This is a genomic window from Flavobacterium sp. LAR06, assembly GCF_041946075.1.
Lineage (GTDB): Bacteria > Bacteroidota > Bacteroidia > Flavobacteriales > Flavobacteriaceae > Flavobacterium.
The window spans coordinates 735,330-751,950 of sequence record NZ_JAUTYT010000001.1; the positions used below are offsets into that span (position 1 = coordinate 735,330).

The 16,621-nt window shown below is 33.5% G+C and carries 18 protein-coding genes and 1 pseudogene; 11 read left to right on the top strand and 8 right to left on the bottom strand.

The genetic code is table 11. The features are described 5' to 3' along the window. The first annotated feature begins 91 nt into the window (after positions 1 to 91). The 4 genes from pheS (at position 92) to Q7C23_RS03165 (ending at position 3,650) form a co-directional block, all read left to right on the top strand. Positions 92 to 1,111 carry a phenylalanine--tRNA ligase subunit alpha gene (gene pheS, locus Q7C23_RS03150; RefSeq protein ID WP_375031137.1) on the top strand — a complete coding sequence of 340 codons (1,020 nt, stop codon included), beginning with the start codon at positions 92 to 94 and terminating at the stop codon, positions 1,109 to 1,111. A 99-nt stretch (positions 1,112 to 1,210) separates the two neighbouring features. Then, positions 1,211 to 1,618 (top strand): hypothetical protein, encoded by a 408-nt coding sequence (locus Q7C23_RS03155; protein ID WP_375031138.1) that lies wholly within the window; start codon positions 1,211 to 1,213, stop codon positions 1,616 to 1,618. Between the two features lie 212 nt (positions 1,619 to 1,830). Further along, complete coding sequence (locus Q7C23_RS03160; RefSeq protein WP_375031139.1) at positions 1,831 to 2,601, top strand: isocitrate lyase/phosphoenolpyruvate mutase family protein; 771 nt, start codon at positions 1,831 to 1,833, stop codon at positions 2,599 to 2,601. An 8-nt stretch (positions 2,602 to 2,609) separates the two neighbouring features. After that, entirely contained in the window at positions 2,610 to 3,650 is a 1,041-nt protein-coding gene (locus Q7C23_RS03165; RefSeq protein ID WP_375031140.1) for a bifunctional transcriptional activator/DNA repair enzyme AdaA, read from the top strand. An 85-nt stretch (positions 3,651 to 3,735) separates the two neighbouring features. On the opposite strand, the gene Q7C23_RS03170 is transcribed toward Q7C23_RS03165, so the two are convergent. From Q7C23_RS03170 to Q7C23_RS03180, 3 genes and pseudogenes are all read right to left on the bottom strand, one after another. Then, complete coding sequence (locus Q7C23_RS03170) at positions 3,736 to 4,731, bottom strand: NAD(P)H-dependent glycerol-3-phosphate dehydrogenase (RefSeq protein ID WP_194657552.1); 996 nt, start codon at positions 4,729 to 4,731, stop codon at positions 3,736 to 3,738. Between the two features lie 398 nt (positions 4,732 to 5,129). After that, a pseudogene (locus Q7C23_RS03175) lies at positions 5,130 to 6,286 on the bottom strand (iron-containing alcohol dehydrogenase). 158 nt (positions 6,287 to 6,444) lie between these two features. Further along, a complete protein-coding gene (locus Q7C23_RS03180; RefSeq protein WP_375031141.1) occupies positions 6,445 to 7,206 on the bottom strand; it encodes a type 1 glutamine amidotransferase domain-containing protein in 762 nt (253 codons plus the stop codon). Between the two features lie 85 nt (positions 7,207 to 7,291). Between Q7C23_RS03180 and Q7C23_RS03185 the strand changes: the two genes are divergently transcribed. From Q7C23_RS03185 to Q7C23_RS03210, 6 genes are all read left to right on the top strand, one after another. Continuing rightward, a complete protein-coding gene (locus Q7C23_RS03185; RefSeq protein ID WP_375031142.1) occupies positions 7,292 to 8,197 on the top strand; it encodes a LysR family transcriptional regulator in 906 nt (301 codons plus the stop codon). A 52-nt stretch (positions 8,198 to 8,249) separates the two neighbouring features. Further along, positions 8,250 to 8,942 carry an NUDIX domain-containing protein gene (locus Q7C23_RS03190; protein ID WP_375031143.1) on the top strand — a complete coding sequence of 231 codons (693 nt, stop codon included), beginning with the start codon at positions 8,250 to 8,252 and terminating at the stop codon, positions 8,940 to 8,942. 74 nt (positions 8,943 to 9,016) lie between these two features. Next, the gene (gene prs / locus Q7C23_RS03195) at positions 9,017 to 9,850 is read left to right on the top strand and encodes a ribose-phosphate diphosphokinase (protein ID WP_375031144.1); all 834 of its coding nucleotides are present in this window, start codon (positions 9,017 to 9,019) and stop codon (positions 9,848 to 9,850) included. Further along, positions 9,847 to 10,374, top strand: a complete 528-nt coding sequence (locus Q7C23_RS03200; RefSeq protein WP_375031145.1) for an NADAR family protein — start codon at positions 9,847 to 9,849, stop codon at positions 10,372 to 10,374. The genes prs and Q7C23_RS03200 overlap by 4 nt, the downstream gene beginning before the upstream one ends. Before the next feature lie 8 nt (positions 10,375 to 10,382). Then, positions 10,383 to 10,835, top strand: a complete 453-nt coding sequence (locus tag Q7C23_RS03205) for a nucleoside 2-deoxyribosyltransferase domain-containing protein (RefSeq protein ID WP_375031146.1) — start codon at positions 10,383 to 10,385, stop codon at positions 10,833 to 10,835. 7 nt (positions 10,836 to 10,842) lie between these two features. After that, positions 10,843 to 12,312: a nicotinate phosphoribosyltransferase gene (locus tag Q7C23_RS03210; protein ID WP_375031147.1), complete on the top strand. Its 1,470-nt coding sequence runs from the start codon at positions 10,843 to 10,845 to the stop codon at positions 12,310 to 12,312. Positions 12,313 to 12,350: 38 nt separating this feature from the next. Here Q7C23_RS03210 and Q7C23_RS03215 read toward each other — a convergent pair whose 3' ends face one another. The 5 genes from Q7C23_RS03215 to Q7C23_RS03235 all read right to left on the bottom strand — a co-directional run bounded on the left by Q7C23_RS03215 (position 12,351) and on the right by Q7C23_RS03235 (position 15,989). Further along, positions 12,351 to 13,052 carry a hypothetical protein gene (locus Q7C23_RS03215; protein WP_375031148.1) on the bottom strand — a complete coding sequence of 234 codons (702 nt, stop codon included), beginning with the start codon at positions 13,050 to 13,052 and terminating at the stop codon, positions 12,351 to 12,353. Then, complete coding sequence (gene nadD / locus Q7C23_RS03220) at positions 13,052 to 13,633, bottom strand: nicotinate (nicotinamide) nucleotide adenylyltransferase (protein WP_375031149.1); 582 nt, start codon at positions 13,631 to 13,633, stop codon at positions 13,052 to 13,054. Before nadD ends, Q7C23_RS03215 begins: the two co-directional genes overlap by 1 nt. A 110-nt stretch (positions 13,634 to 13,743) precedes the next feature. Beyond that, entirely contained in the window at positions 13,744 to 14,316 is a 573-nt protein-coding gene (gene gmk / locus Q7C23_RS03225) for a guanylate kinase (RefSeq protein WP_194657546.1), read from the bottom strand. A gap of 90 nt (positions 14,317 to 14,406) precedes the next feature. After that, the gene (locus tag Q7C23_RS03230) at positions 14,407 to 15,267 is read right to left on the bottom strand and encodes a YicC/YloC family endoribonuclease (RefSeq protein ID WP_072969819.1); all 861 of its coding nucleotides are present in this window, start codon (positions 15,265 to 15,267) and stop codon (positions 14,407 to 14,409) included. A 368-nt stretch (positions 15,268 to 15,635) separates the two neighbouring features. Next, positions 15,636 to 15,989 (bottom strand): arsenate reductase family protein, encoded by a 354-nt coding sequence (locus Q7C23_RS03235; protein ID WP_375031150.1) that lies wholly within the window; start codon positions 15,987 to 15,989, stop codon positions 15,636 to 15,638. A 77-nt stretch (positions 15,990 to 16,066) separates the two neighbouring features. On the opposite strand from Q7C23_RS03235, the gene Q7C23_RS03240 reads away from it, so the two are divergent. Then, positions 16,067 to 16,522: a DinB family protein gene (locus tag Q7C23_RS03240; protein ID WP_375031151.1), complete on the top strand. Its 456-nt coding sequence runs from the start codon at positions 16,067 to 16,069 to the stop codon at positions 16,520 to 16,522. The last annotated feature ends 99 nt before the right edge of the window (positions 16,523 to 16,621 follow it).

Sequence of the window (16,621 nt, forward strand, 5' to 3'; positions counted from 1 at the left end):
TTATAAGATTGTCAATCACTGAAAACTGTGACTGCTACTGTTTACTTTCAACTAAAATCACTAAATTTGCTCTCTCAATTATTGAAGGAAAATGATAGACAAGATAAAACAGCATATAGAGGAAGCCAAAGCCTTTAATGATAAAAATAAAGAATCTTTAGAGCAGTTCCGAATTAAATATTTAGGTAGTAAAGGATTATTAAAAGAACTTTTTACAGAGTTTAAAAATATTCCGAATGACCAGAAAAAAGATTTTGGACAGGTAATAAATACTTTAAAAACCGTTGCTGAAGAAAAAGTAAGAGTTATTCAGGAAGAGCTGGAAAGCAAACAGGAGACAAAAGGTATATTTGGTGATTTAACCAGATCTGCTGAGCCTGTAATTATTGGTTCGCGTCATCCTATTTCTATTGTAAAAAATCAAATTATAGATATTTTTGCCAATATTGGTTTTAATGTTTCCGAAGGTCCGGAAATCGAAGACGACTGGCATAACTTTACTGCCTTAAACTTGCCAGAATATCATCCGGCTCGTGATATGCAGGATACTTTTTTCATCCAGACGAATCCTGATGTGTTGTTGCGTACGCATACATCATCTGTTCAGGTGCGTTATATGGAAAATCACAAACCGCCTATTCGTACTATTTCTCCGGGACGTGTATTTCGTAACGAAGCTATTTCGTCGCGTTCACACTGTATCTTCCATCAGGTTGAAGGTTTGTACATAGACAAAGATGTTTCTTTCGCCGATTTGAAACAAACGTTACTTTATTTTACTAAAGAAATGTTCGGAAAATCTAAGATTCGTTTGCGTCCGTCGTACTTTCCATTTACAGAACCAAGTGCTGAAATTGATATTTATTGGGGGCTGAAAACAGAAACCGATTACCGTATCACAAAAGGAACGGGTTGGTTAGAAATTGGAGGTTGCGGAATGGTAGATCCAAATGTTCTTAAAAACTGCGATATCAATGCTGATGAATTCAATGGTTTTGCTTTCGGAATGGGAGTGGAGCGTATCGCGATGTTATTGTACCAAATTGGTGATATCCGTATGTTTTACGAAAATGACGTTCGTTTTTTAGAGCAATTTAAAGCAAATATATAATTTAAGTCGTAAGGTCATAAAGTCGAAAGTCTAAAGTCTCAACATAATGGCATCAGACTTTCGACTTTATGACTTTTGACTTTATGACTTTTGACTAATATGAAAAAAGATATAACAATTCCAGAAGTAGAAAACGTATTCATTGCCGCTGTTCAGGAATGGAGTGACGATTTCATGGAAAAAGTGTGGTACGCTTACCTGGTAAACGACAGTGATTTTAATTTAGACAGCGTTATGGTTGTTTCAAGAGCATTTGGAACAATAGATGGCGAAATGAAAAAAACTTCTGTTTTGCGTCATGCCTTTGTTGAGGTTCCGGCTGTTTCTGTAGTTAAAATTGAAATGATCGAGAAAAGCCTTTTGGTTTTAAATAACGAATTTATGGTGACTTTCTTCATTGGAAACACTTTATACGATAAGAAATTCATTTTTAAATCAAACTTAATCAACGAGAAAGATACGGAGGAAGTGCCGATTTTGTTTGTTGAAGGAGTGATGGTGAAGTAAGAATATAGAGAATAGAATATAGAGAATAGACATTAGAATAGACCTACAAGAAAAGAGTCAGGACGAACATAAGTTTGTTTTGACTCTTTTTTATCTTATTTCAAAAGTCTATATTCTATTCTCTTTATTTTCTTTTCTCAAAAAAAAAATACTTGTCAATTTTTCGGTTGTATCAGAGGTTGTATCAGAGGTAATTTTGTAAAAAAAAGACTATGACAAAATTTGAGGAATTTAAAAAATTGCATTTTAGCGAGTATCCAATATTAATTGGTAATGTTTGGAATGTACAAAATGCACTTCAGTTTGAAAAAATAGGTTTCAAGGCTGTCGGAACTTCAAGTGCTGCGATTGCTGCCGATTTAGGTTATGAAGATGGTGAAAATATGCCTTTTGAAGATTACTTTTTTATGATTAAAAGGATTGTATCCAGTGTAAATATTCCTTTTTCTGTAGACTTAGAAGCGGGTTACGGAAAAGCATCCGAAGAAATAATTTCTAATATCATAAAATTACACGAAATAGGTGTAGTTGGAATTAACATTGAAGATTCAATTGTACATAAGCAAGGGAGAGAAATAGTGGGTATTGATGCTTTTACATTACTATTAAAAGAAATCATTAAGGATTTGAAAAAGAAAAATGTCCCTATGTTTATAAACATTCGTTGTGATGCATTTCTTTTAGATTTACCTAATGCTTTAGAAGAGGCTAAATTTAGAATAAGCCAATATGAAATCTGTGGTATAGATGGAATTTTTCTTCCATGTATTACAAATGAAGGCGACATTAAAGCTATAACAGCGTTTACAAAACTCCCGTTAAATGTAATGTGCATGCCAAATCTTCCTAATTTTGAAGTTTTAAAAACATTAGGTGTAAAACGTATTAGTATGGGAAATTTTGCTACTGTTTATGTGCATAAACAATTGGAAAATGTGATAGAAAAAGTAATTAAGATAAATGATTTTAGTTCGCTTTTTTAATATAGGATATGAAACTTACAGATGACATAATGTATAAAGCTGCGGTAAACAAAGATACTTCCTTTGAGGGTGTGTTTTTTACCGCTGTAAAAACGACAGGAATATTTTGCAGACCTACCTGTACGGCCAGAAAACCGAAAAGAGAAAATGTTGAATTTTTCACCAATTCAAAAGAAGCTATTTTAAAAGGTTACAGACCTTGTAAAGTTTGTTTTCCGTTAGAAAAATATAACGAAACGCCAGACTTTATAAAAGAAATTCTGAGAGAATTATCAGATGATCCTTCCTTGAAATTTAAAGATTATGATTTGGTCAAGCGAGGCATTGAACCAAGTAAAATGAGACGCTGGTTTTTAAAAAATCATGGTATTACTTTTCAGGCTTACCAGAGAATGTTTAGAATCAACAGCGCTTTCAAAAAGATAAAAGACGGAGAAAGTATTACAACAACTGCTTTTGATGCAGGATATGAATCTTTGAGCGGATTTAACGATTCGTTTAAAGCGGTTTTTGGTGTTTCTCCCAAGAACAGCAAAACTCATAACATTATTGACCTTAAAAGAATAGAAACGCCACTAGGAACAATGTATGCCTGTGCCGTAAAAGAAGGAATATGTCTGCTTGAATTTACGGATAGAAAAATGCTGGAAACCGAATTGAAAGCATTGGCTAAAAGTTTAAAAGCAGCAATAGTTCAGGGCGAAAATAAGCATTTCAATGTTTTAGAATTTGAGTTGAAGGAATATTTTGAAGGCAAAAGAAAGGAATTTACAGTTCCGTTATTTTCACCCGGATCAGATTTTCAAAATAGGGTTTGGAAAGCTTTAGGTGAAATTCCGTACGGGAGTGTAAAATCATACAAAGAACAATCTCTTGTAATCGAAAAGCCGGAAGCGATCAGGGCCGTTGCCAATGCAAATGGGATGAACAGGATTTCAATATTAATTCCGTGTCACAGAGTAATAGGGTCAAATGGCGAACTTACGGGTTATGGTGGAGGTTTATGGAGAAAAAAATGGCTTCTTGAATTAGAACAAAATAATAAATAAAAAAGAGTCAGGACGAAAATTAATTTGTCTTGACTCTTTTTATTCTATACGAATATAAATCTATATTCTATGTTCTATATTCTTTTTAATCCAAAGACTCCGTCAATTTCTTAAATACCGCTTTAGCATCCTTTCCTTCATATAAAACAGCATAAACAGCATCAATAATAGGTGTTTTAGCACCGTAACCCTGATTTAGTTTGTACGCACTTTTGGTAGCATAATAACCTTCCGCAACCATGCTCATTTCCATCATGGCACTTTTTACGGTGTAGCCTTTTCCGATCATATTTCCGAACATTCTGTTTCTCGAGAAAACCGAGTATCCTGTAACCAATAAATCGCCCAAATAAGCGGAATCATTGATGTTACGTTTCATTTTATGAACCTTTCTGATGAATTTTTTCATCTCACGGATTCCGTTACTCATCATTACCGATTGGAAATTATCTCCATAACCTAAACCATGGGCAATTCCGGCTGCAATTGCATAAATGTTTTTAAGCATTGCCGCGTATTCAGTTCCAATAATATCATCTGAAATTTTGGCTTTAATATAATTTCCTGAAAGTGATTTTGCAACGATAGAAGCTTTGTCCGGATCACCGCAGGCAATGGTCAAATAAGAAAGTCTTTCTAAGGCTACTTCTTCAGCGTGACATGGGCCTGTAATAACCCCGATGTTATAATATGGAATATCGTATTGAATGTGAAAATGCTCGCCAACAATTAAACTCGTTTCAGGAACAATTCCTTTAATCGCTGAGAAAATAATTTTATCAGATAAAGAAACGGTCATGTTTTTCAATTCCGCATCTAAAAAAGCAGAAGGGATAGCAAAAATTACATAATCTGCATATTCGATTGCTTCGTTGATATTGTTGGTCAATTTAAGCTTTTTGGTGTCAAATTCTACCGAACTTAAATAGTTAGGATTGTGTTTGTATTTTTGAATGTGCTCTATTGCAGCGTCATTACGCATATACCATGCAATTTCGGAAAGATTCACGCAAAGCATTTTTGCAATTGCTGTTGCCCAACTACCTCCTCCAATTACTGCAAATTTTAAATTTTCGCTCATTATTTTAATAATTTGAAGCAAAAGTACTTAATAAAGTAGTAATAACACAAAATCTCATTTAAGAAATTTATAATTGACCTTTAATTGCGAGGGTTTTCAACTGATAAAAAAAATATTAAAAATATTTTCATCATTAATACAATAAAGTTGATATCATTACGTTCTAAGTAGTTATAAATTAGAATTTAATGAGTTTAGCAAAAAATGAGTTAGTTAGTTTTGTTTTAGTATTTTAAAAAGGCGTTCCTAAATATTTTTAAGAACGCCTTTTTTGTTAAACTCAAATTCTAATTTCTTGTAATTAGCAAGAGATTTTAAATTCAAGTAAAAAAAACAAATCCCAATAGTAAACTTACATTATTGGAATTTGGAATTTCAAAATTTTAGAATTTTATTTATTAGTAGCTCATCTCAACAATAGATTTTACTTTATCTAAAGTCACCAATTGATTTTCGCCTAAACCTTTCCAGTTTCTTTCATCGAAACGCTTTACAATAAAATTAGCCGTTTCTTGATAATCGTTTGTGTACTGCGAAAGTTTCGTGTCCATTCCCATTGTGTGGAAGAATTCTACGGTTTTATTGATCGCTTCTTTTGCTACTTCGTCATCAGAACCTGTTAAGTTGAAGATTCTTCTTCCGTATTGTGCTAATTTTCCTTTTTTAGTATCGAACATCACTTTGTATAAACTTGGGCCAATAATAGCTAAAGTTCTGGCGTGATCAATTCCGTATAAAGCGGTCAATTCGTGTCCAATCATATGGGTTGCCCAGTCTGAAGGAACACCTTTCTGAATTAATCCGTTTAATGCCATAGTACAGCTCCACATAAAGTTCGAAGCCAAAGCATAATCAGCTGGATTTTCAACAACTTTAGGGCCAACTTCAATTAACGTTTGCAAAATTCCTTCTGCAATTCGATCTTGTAAAAAACCTTCATGCGGATATGTTAAATATTGCTCCATTACATGTGTATAAGCATCGACAACTCCGTTTTGCAATTGTCTTTTTGGTAAAGAAACAATAACTGTTGGGTCACAAATAGAAAATTTTGGAAACAATGCGCTACCACCAAAAGCCAGTTTTCCTGAGTTGCTGCAATAGTCACCACAGAACCGGAATTCATTTCGCTTCCTGTTGCCGGTAAGGTCAAAACGGTTCCAAAAGGCACGGCATTCTCTTTAATTAAAATTCTTTTTTGTAAAATATCAATCGGATTTCCGTCAAAATTAACGGCTGCCGAAATAAATTTTACGCCGTCAATTACAGATCCGCCTCCAACTGCCAGAATAAAATCAATTTTTTCGGCTTTTATAACTTCTACGGCTTTCATCAAAGTTTCAAAATGCGGATTTGGTTCTATTCCACCAAATTCCACAATATCAAAACCTTTTAGGTTGTTGATTACCTGCTCGTGAACGCCATTTTTAAAAATACTTCCGCCGCCATAAGCCATTAATATTTTGGCTCCTTGTGGAACTAAAGTTGAAAGTTTTTCAATTTGTCCTTTTCCGAAGATTAAATTCGTCGGATTATATAATTCGAAGTTTAACATGTTCTTTAAGTTTCTGAGAGGCTAAGATTCTAGGATGCTAAGCTTTTTAAACTTAACATTTCAGAATCCTAGGGGCTCTTGTTGTTTTAATAGTTAAGTACTAAACGCTAGGTTTAAAATCTTAGAACCTTAGTAGCTTAGAATCTTAGCAGCTTTTTTTATTTTAATTTTTCTAATAATTTTCCAGCCACTAATTTTGATGAAGCCGGATTTTGTCCTGTAATTAAAAGTCCGTCTTCAACAGCATAAGGTTGCCAGTTTGGTCCTTTTGAGAATTTACCTCCGTTTGATGAAAGTGCATCTTCTAATAAAAACGGAACTACTTTGGTTAAACCAACTGCTTCCTCTTCTTCATTGGTGAAACCGGTAACTTTCTTACCTTTTACTAAATATTCGCCATTTACTTTTACGTTTTTCAAAACGGCTGGAGCGTGACAAACAAAAGCAACAGGTTTGTTATGCGTGTAGAATGATTCGATTAAATCTATTGAGTTTTGATCTTCGACTAAATCCCAAAGTGGTCCGTGACCTCCAGGATAAAAAACGGCATCATAATCTTTTTGATTAATAGTAGAAAGTTTGCGCGTGTTTTTTAGTTTTTCTTGTAGTATTTTATCTGCGTCAAAACGTTTGGTGTCTTCTGTTGCTGATGCCGGATCAGCACTTTTTGGGTCAATTGGTGGCTGACCTCCAAGCGGAGAAGCAATCGTAATTTCGACTCCCTGATCTAATAGTTCATAATAAGGTGCAGCAAATTCTTCTGACCAAAATCCGGTTTTTTCTCCAGTGTTACCCAGTTTATCGTTACTGGTAACAACAAATAATACTTTTTTCATACCTTTTTTATTTGGTTTTTGAGCCGTAGCTGTTATACTGCTGGCAGTGAATGCTATAATTGCAAGTAATGCTATTTTCTTCATAGTTTTAAATTTTTATCAAATTTACGGCTTAAGTGATATTAGTAAAAATAAAATAAACTATGTTTGTAATAAATATATTTATATCATGGTAAATCTAGAATGGTACAGAACCTTTAAGTCGGTTTATAAAAACGGTAATTTTTCAGTCGCTGCAAAAGAGTTGTTTATTAGTCAACCCGCAGTAAGTCAGCAGATATCAATGCTAGAAGCGCATGTAGGTTATAAATTATTCAATCGGAAGTCAAAAGGGGTTGAAGCAACCGAATACGCTAAGTTACTCAATAATTTAATTATTGATGCACTCGACAGATTAGAAAATGTGGAAAGCGGTTTTAGGGCTAAAGCAGAAGATTCTAAACGATTAATTTCAATTGGAGTTTCAAAAGATTTGTTTAATAGTTTTGGAAGTACTTTAATCTCGAAGTTTGATCTAATCGATTTTACTTTCGCTGAAGACGATGTTCTTTTTTCTCTAGTTGATGGTAAAAAAATTGATTTTGCGGTAGTTACTAAAAAGTTTGACACTTTTGATACTATCTATGAAATCATCGGAAAGATTAAGCTGGTTGTAGTTGGTTCAACAAATTTAGATACAACCGATTTTCGCCAGAAATTAAAATCAGATAATGCTACAGAAATAGAGCAGTGGCTTAATGATCAAAAATGGTACAGCCATGATGCCCGAATTCCCCATGTGAAATTATTCTGGTTACATGCATTCAATAAAAAAAGGCCTGCAATAGTGCCTAATTATATCATTCCATCAGAATCTGAGATGTTGGAAATGTTATCCAGAAATTCTGGAATTGCCATAACATGGAATTGTAATTCGAGAAAATATATCAAAGAAAATAAATTGCAGCTGTTGTGGAATAGTTTTCACGTTCCGGAGGAGTATGTGTATTTGTTGAGTGCTAAGAACAATAACTTAAACTCGTTTTTTGATACTATTTCTAAGGAATTAAAGTTGTTTTTTGGGAATAGGATGTAGGGATTAAAACAGCAAGGAAATCAATGTTTTTTGCTACTAATTTGTTTTAAATATGGAAAATTTTCAAAATATTAGAATTGCTGTTGATGCCATTGTTTTTGGATATAAAAACAACAGTTTATACGTGCTTTTAATTGAGCAGCAATTTGGTTCTTCCGAAAAATATTGGGCTCTTCCGGGAGGTTTAGTGAAAAACGATGAATCGTTGAGCGATGCCGTAATACGAGAATTGCATGAAGAAACAAATGTTCAGCTGACTTTTATGGAACAGCTGTATACATTTGGAGATGATGTTTTCAGGGATTCAAGAAATCGTGTTATATCAATTGCCTACTATGCTTTGGTTGATGCTTCAAATCTCGAAATAAAAGCAGATAGTGATGCTGAAAGAGTGCAGTGGTGTAAAATTGATGCAATTCCGACTTTAGCATTTGATCATAATTTGATAATTGAAAAAGCAATTATTAGGTTAAAAGCAAAACTTACTTATGAACCAATCGGTTTCGATTTACTTCCGAATGAATTTTTATTTTCTGACCTTGAAAATCTTTATTGCACGATATTGGAGAAAGAAATTGACCGACGAAATTTCAGAAAAAAGATTCTTAGTTATGGTTTTTTAGAAGAAACAGACCATTTTTCTCCCATAAAAAGTGGGCGTCCGGCAAAATTATTTAGGTTTAATAAGTCGAAATACAATGACTTAATTGACAAAGGTTTTCACTTCGAAATAAAGTTTGCGTAGATTTTACGCAAAATAATATTGTTTATCCAAAAGAAAAGTATACATTTGCGTATAATTAACGCAAATTAAAAAATATGATACTTAACCTAGACCCAAAATTTACTCCGATTCTTAATCAGGAACAAATAAATTTTCAAAGTTTTACTTTTTCAGGCGGTGAGCCACATATCAAAATCGATCCAAATTTTGATGCTACTCAAAAAGTTACTATTACGCACCGATTAAATTCTTTTAATGATTTGGGATTATTGTGTATTACAGTAGATGCTTTACGAAGAATGGATGTTAAAGTTATTGATCTCTTTATTCCGTATTTTCCGGCTGCCAGACAAGATCGTGTAATGATCAAAGGCGAGCCTCTTTCTGTTAAGGTTTATGCAGATATTATCAACGCACTTCAATTAAATAAAGTGTTCGTTTTTGATGCACATTCTGAGGTTACTCCGGCTTTAGTAAATAATTGCGAAGTGATTCCGAATCATACTTTCATTCAGGAAGTCCTAAAAGTAGTTGGTGAGAATGTAAAACTAATTTCTCCTGATGGTGGTGCATTGAAAAAAATCTATAAAGTTTCTGAATTTTTAGGTGGAATTGATGTAGTAGAATGCAGTAAAAGCCGTGATGTAAAAACCGGAAGATTATCTGGATTTAAAGTTTATGAAGAGGATTTAAACGGCATGGATTGTTTAATTGTGGATGATATTTGCGACGGTGGCGGAACTTTTGTTGGATTAGCCGAGGAATTAAAAAACAAAAATGCCGGAAAACTGTACTTGGCAGTAAGTCATGGAATTTTTAATAAAGGTTTTGAGGTTCTGGATTGTTTTGATAAAATTTTTACAACTAATTCTGTTAAAGATTTTGAAGGAGATAACGTCGGTCAAATCAAATTAAATGAATTAATATGAAGTATAAAATAGAAGATATAGCTCCAGAAAGTAAATTTTTATTTTTCTGGGGACACCAGCCAAGTAAAGATGGAACTATTTCTAAAACCTGTTTCAGTCAATGGTGGTTAAGCTCTTTTGAAGTTGAAGGATTAACATACAAGACGGCAGAACACTGGATGATGGCGAAAAAAGCAGCCTTGTTTAATGACAATGAGGTTTTAGAAAGAATTATTGAGTCGAATTCTCCAGCCGAAGCCAAAAAATTAGGTCGTGAAGTAAAAAATTACGATGATAAACTTTGGTTAGCCAATCGATACGAAATTGTGAAACAAGGTAATTATCATAAATTCAGTCAAAATTCTGATTTAAAACAATTTTTAATCAATACAAAAGACAGGGTTTTAGTAGAAGCAAGTCCGGTTGATCCAATTTGGGGAATAGGAATGGCAAGTGATGATAGAGATGTTATGAATCCAGGGAAATGGAAAGGTTTGAATTTTTTGGGGTTTGCTTTGATGGAGGTTAGGGATGAATTGAGATAAATTGGATTATGAAGAATATTTTTAGAGCTCCAGAAGAAATTCCTTTGCAAAGTGATATAAAAACTATTTTTTTAGCTGGCTCTATTGAAATGGACAAAGCTATAAATTGGCAAAAAAAGTGTGAGGAATTATTAGAAGATAAATTTGTCATCTTTAATCCCAGAAGAAATGAATGGGATGCCAGCTGGTCACAGACCATAGAAAATGATCAATTTAAAGAACAGGTAAATTGGGAACTTAATGCATTAGAAAAAGCAGACATCATAATTATGTATTTTGCTGGAAATACAATGTCGCCAATATCCTTACTTGAATTTGGTCTTTATGCACAGTCTAAGAAAATGAAAGTAGTGGTAGAAGAAGATTTTTGGCGTAAGGGCAATATTGATATTGTATGCGAAAGATATGCAGTAGAACAATTTAAAACATTAGAAGAGTTAATCCTAAATTTACTAAAATAATAAGTATATGAACCCACTATTATTAACAGATGGTTACAAAGTTGACCACAGAAGACAATATCCAGACAAAACAACATTAGTTTATTCTAACTGGACACCAAGAAAATCAAGAATTGAAGGTCTTGATGAAGTTGTATTTTTCGGATTACAATATTTCATTAAAAAATACATCATTCACGATTTCGATGCTGATTTTTTCAAACAACCAAAAGAGGAAGTTGTTAAAAAGTATGCCCGCAGAATTAATAATTACTTAGGCGAAAACCAGGTTGGGACAAAACATATCGAGGATTTACACGATTTGGGTTATATTCCTATGGTTTTTAAAGCGTTGCCTGAAGGAGCAAGTGTGCCATTGAGAGTGCCGATGTTTACGATGTACAATACCATTCCGGAGTTTTTTTGGTTGACTAATTACTTTGAAACTTTGCTTTCAGCAGTGATTTGGCTGCCTTGTAACTCTGCTACTATTGCAAGAGAATATAGAAAAGTGTTAGATAAATATGCTGATGAAACTTCCTCTGTACCTGAATTTGTAGATTGGCAGGGACACGATTTCTCCATGAGAGGAATGGGCGGAATTGAAGCAGCAATAACATCTGCAGCAGGACACTTGTTGAGTTTTACAGGTTCTGACACGATTCCCGCAATTGATTTCTTTGAAGAATATTACAACGCCAATTCAGATACGCAACTAATTGCAGGTTCTGTCGCGGCAACAGAACATTCTGTAATGTGTATGGGAACTACAGAGGGTGAATGTGAAACTTTTAAAAGATTAATTACAGAAGTTTATTCTAAAGGAATTGTTTCAATAGTTTCTGATACCTGGGATTTATGGAAAGTGCTAACCGATTATTTACCGCGTTTAAAAGAAGATATTATTTCCAGAGAAGGTAAAGTAGTCATTCGTCCTGATAGTGGTGATCCGGTTGATATTATCTGCGGAAATCCAAACGGAAAAACGGAAGTAGAGAGAAAAGGTGTAATTGAATTGCTTTGGGATGTTTTTGGAGGTTCTGTTAATGCAAAAGGATACAAAGAACTTGTACCTCAAATTGGAGCTATTTACGGTGATAGTATTACGGTGGCAAGAGCCATTCAAATTTGCGAAAGATTAAAAGCAAAAGGTTTTGCTTCTACCAATGTGGTTTTAGGAATAGGTTCTTTTACATACCAATATAATACACGTGACACTTTTGGTTTTGCAATGAAAGCAACTTACGGTAAAGTAGACGGTGAAGGAAGAGCCATCTTCAAAGATCCAATTACAGATGATGGAACAAAAAAATCAGCAAAAGGATTGATGAGAATTGATTTAGTTGATGGAGTTTATCATTTAACTGATAATGTTTCCTGGGATGAAGAAAAACAGGGTGAATTAAAAGAAGTTTTCAGAGATGGAAAACTTTTAATAGATCAATCGCTAACAGAGATTAGAGCGCAAGTTAAAAGCGAGATAAACATTGAAGCATAAAAATAATAAAGCCTGAATTCATATTCAGGCTTTATTATTTAAGACAATATTTTATTTTTAAACTCTTCAGCTTGTTTTGAATTAAATCCAATTAAACGAATCCCATCTCTATATTCGATTCTTTTTTCCTTTATCAATTTTCCTATGAATAATTCAAAAAGGATAAACGATCGGTGCTCTTCATTAATAAAGTTTAGGTATTCTCTTCTGTAGGGAATTTTTTCACAGGTGATAATATGAATTAAAGTTGCCTGTAATTCGTCAAGATGACGTTCTGAATTTAATTGAAAGTATTTTTCAAGTTTGAATCCATTATGAGTAAATGAGATTAAATTTTCAACACCATTTCCATACATTGGGCCATATCTATAATTTTTTGTTTTTTCTCCGGAAAAAGAATTTCCGTAAATGATCAAATTTTCTATTGCTGAATATTTGTATTCAGTTTCATTTAGTTTTAAGCAATCTTCTTCAAATGAAATTAGTCCGTCAAAATAGCCATTAAGATTTTCAAATTCTGTTAGTCTTATGAAATAACTGCTAAAATTTAATAGAAAGATAAGTAATGCTGGATAATAAGCCCATTGAGGAAATCTGTAATCATAATAATTCTCGATGAATAAAGCGGGTAATGAATAAATTAATAATGCGCCAAGAGAATACCAACAAAGTTTTTCGGATCGCGTTAAATTAAAGCCTTTAGGTTTTTGCGGAATAAAAATCGAAGCAGAAAATGACATTACTTCTTATAAAAATTATTGTGATCAATATACTCCCAAACCTTTGGAGGTAAAAGCGGCTGAATATTTTTACCTTTTTTAATATTGTTTCGAATAAAAGTTGAAGAAATCTCCACAACTGGCGCATCAATAATATGAATTTTTGGATGCGATTTTAATTCGATATTTTCCGGTTCTTCAGAAATACGAGGATAAACATAGATTTCATAATGATCTAAAATCACTTCGTAGTTTTTCCACTTGTGAAGCGTTTTCAAATTGTCTTCACCCATAATCAGGGAGAATTCATTATTTGGATATTTCTCCTGCAAATGAACCAAAGTGTTCACTGTGTAGTTCGGCTGAGGCAATTTAAATTCGATATCTGAAGGTTTTATCTTCGGATAATCTTCTGTTGCCAGATAAACCATTTCAAGCCGCTGATGATCGTCTAATAAAGTCGCTTTCTTTTTTAACGGATTATGAGGCGTAACCACCATCCAAACCTGATCTAAATCGGCGAACTCAGCCATGTGATTGGCAATGATCAAATGACCAACATGAATTGGATTATACGTTCCGAAATAAAGGCCTACTTTCATAGTTGTCTTGTTTCACAGAGATTCGCAAAGATCTCACAGAGATTCGCAAAGTAATTTATAAAAAATTTGTGTATCTCTGCGTTTTACTTTGTGCAGCTCTGTGTAATAACTTATTTATTTACAAAGTCTTTTACCAATTGATAAGCTTCTTCTTTAGCTGTATCTAAATCGTAGTTTTTGATAATCGTGTCAAATTGTGGAGCTGTTGCTAATTCAACTGAAGCTTTTGCAATGCGCATATTGATTTTATCATCACTTTCGGTAGAACGTTGTTTCAAGCGGCGTTTTAATTCGTCGACACTTGGTGGTTTTACGAAAACAGCTAACGTTTGTTCCGGGAATTTATGTTTAATACGCAATCCGCCTGCAACATCGATATCAAAGATCACGTTTTTTCCTAAAGCCCAGATTCTTTCAATTTCGGCTTTTAAAGTCCCGTAAAAGTTATCACGGTAAACTTCTTCCCATTCAAGGAAATCTTCTGCTTTAATGTGTTTTTTGAATTGCTCTAACGAAATAAAATAATAATCTTTTCCGTGTTCTTCTTCTCCGCGTGGGTCACGTGAAGCCGCTGAGATCGAAAATTCTAAGTTTAAATCTTCTTTCCCAAGTAAATGTCTTACTATAGTTGTTTTCCCAGATCCGGACGGTGCCGAGAAAACAATTAATTTTCCTTTGTTCATTTTGTATGCTTTAGGCTCTAAGCAATATGCTTTAAGCTTTTTTTCGTTTAGTTTTTCTGCCTACAGCCTATAGCTTAAAGCTTATTGCGTTTACAATACATTCAAAACCTGTTCCTTAATCTTCTCCAATTCATCCTTCATCATCACAACTAATTTCTGCATTTGAGCATGATTCGATTTTGAACCCATCGTATTGATCTCACGACCCATTTCCTGAGTAATAAAACCTAATTTACGACCATTAGCCTCAGTTCCTTTAATCGTTTCTAAGAAATAGTCTAAGTGATTTGTTAAACGCACTTTTTCTTCTGTAATATCCAGTTTCTCTAAATAATAGATCAATTCCTGTTCGAAACGATTTTCATCTACATTTACTTTCAATTCAGAAATAGCAGTTTGCAAACGATCTTTTATCGCCTGAACTCTTTCCGGATCAAGTGCCAAAGCATCATTCATATATTGGCGGATATTTCCAATTCTAAGGTTGAATTCTTTTTCAAGCGATTCACCTTCGTCTTTTCTAAAAGTTAAGATATTTTGAAGAGCTTCTTCAATGATTACCTGAATCTGATCCCAATCATTTTCATCGATTTCTTCGCGCTCCGTTTTTAATGTATCAGGCATACGAACGGCCATTTTCATTAATTCCGTTTCATCGGCATCAGGGTAAACTTCTCTAAGTTGTGCAATGTAGTTTTTTACAACAGGAACATTTACTTTTGTCGAAGTTTGTTCAGAAGTACTTTCAATGTAAATTCCGAAATCAATTTTTCCTCTTTCCAATTTCGTAGAGATTTGAGTTCTTAAACCTAATTCCATTTCGCGGTACAGCGACGGCATTCTTACGTTTAAATCTAAACCTTTACTATTTAAGGATTTTACTTCGACCGTAATTTTTTTTGTAGGCAATTGCAAAGAAGCTTTGCCAAACCCTGTCATAGATTGTATCATATAATTGAGTATAAAGGCGCAAAGATAATTAAAAGTTTGCAGTCTTGGGTTTTAAATCGCTAATCTGGTAAAGACAGCGGTTAGTAATTTTTTTTTGCCACAAATTTCACAAATTCACACTAATTTTTTGCCACAGATTAAAATGATTCTCACAGATTATAATCCATTTAATCCTTTAATCTGTGGCAACATTTTCTCGCAAAGCACTCGCGGAAATTCGTGACCCGATAGTGAACAGGTGAAGCAAATTTGTGGTTAACTTTTTTTTGGGGATTCTCTCCGCGGCGGATAGGGCTTATACGTTCTAATCTTTTTTTGAGTAGAAAGAGCTCTAAAAAAGGATTTCCGCTTTAAACGAATTTCACGGATTATTTTTCTAAAGCTTTCATAGCTTGTAAAGTAACAGGCTGGCTGTTGCCAATATAAATTTTATCATCAATAATGAAAACCGGACGGCTCAGGAAAGTATAATGTTCCAGAATGTATTTTTTGAAATCAGCTTCAGTCAATGATTTGTTTTTTAAATCCATTGATTTATACAACTGTGCTTTTTTACTGAATAACGCTTCATAACTGCCAGCAAGTTTATACATTCCTTCCAATTCCGCTTCGGTAATCGGATTTTGCCTGATGTCATGAAATTCAAGATTATGATTCGCTGGCAAACCTTTAATGATTTTTCTACAGGTGTCGCAAGAAGCTAAGTAATATATTTTGTTCATGATTTTTAAATTTAGTGACTACAAAGAAAATTCATTTGAAACTGAAAAATGCCTAATTTTAGAAAAAAATTATAACTATGAATTCAGTTTTTGAAGTACAAAAAACCATTAGAGAAATTCTTTTGAAAATTTTAGACAGCCATTCATTAGAACAGTTAAACAAAATCCCGACAGGATTTAGTAATAATTTGATTTGGAATATCGCACATTGCGTGTCTACACAACAAGTTTTGGTTTATAAATTATCAGGTTTACAAATGAAGGTTTCTGAAGAATTTATAAACAAATACAGAAAAGGAACCAAACCGGAAGGCGATGTTTCGCAAGCAGAAGTAGATGAAATCAGAACTTTACTTTCAACAACTTTAGAACAGGTTCAGAAAGATTTTGCCGATGGTATTTTTCAGAACTACACAGAATATACTACAAGTATGGGTTACACACTAAGGAATATTGACGGAGCTTTAGAGTTTAATAATTATCACGAAGGAATTCATACCGGAATTATAATGAGTATTAGAAAGTTCGTATAAAAAAGAAATCCCGCCTAATATAGAGGGCACTGAAAAACATCCCTTATTTTGATCAGGTTTATTTTTTAGACAAAAAAAACGCTTATAACAGGATTTAAA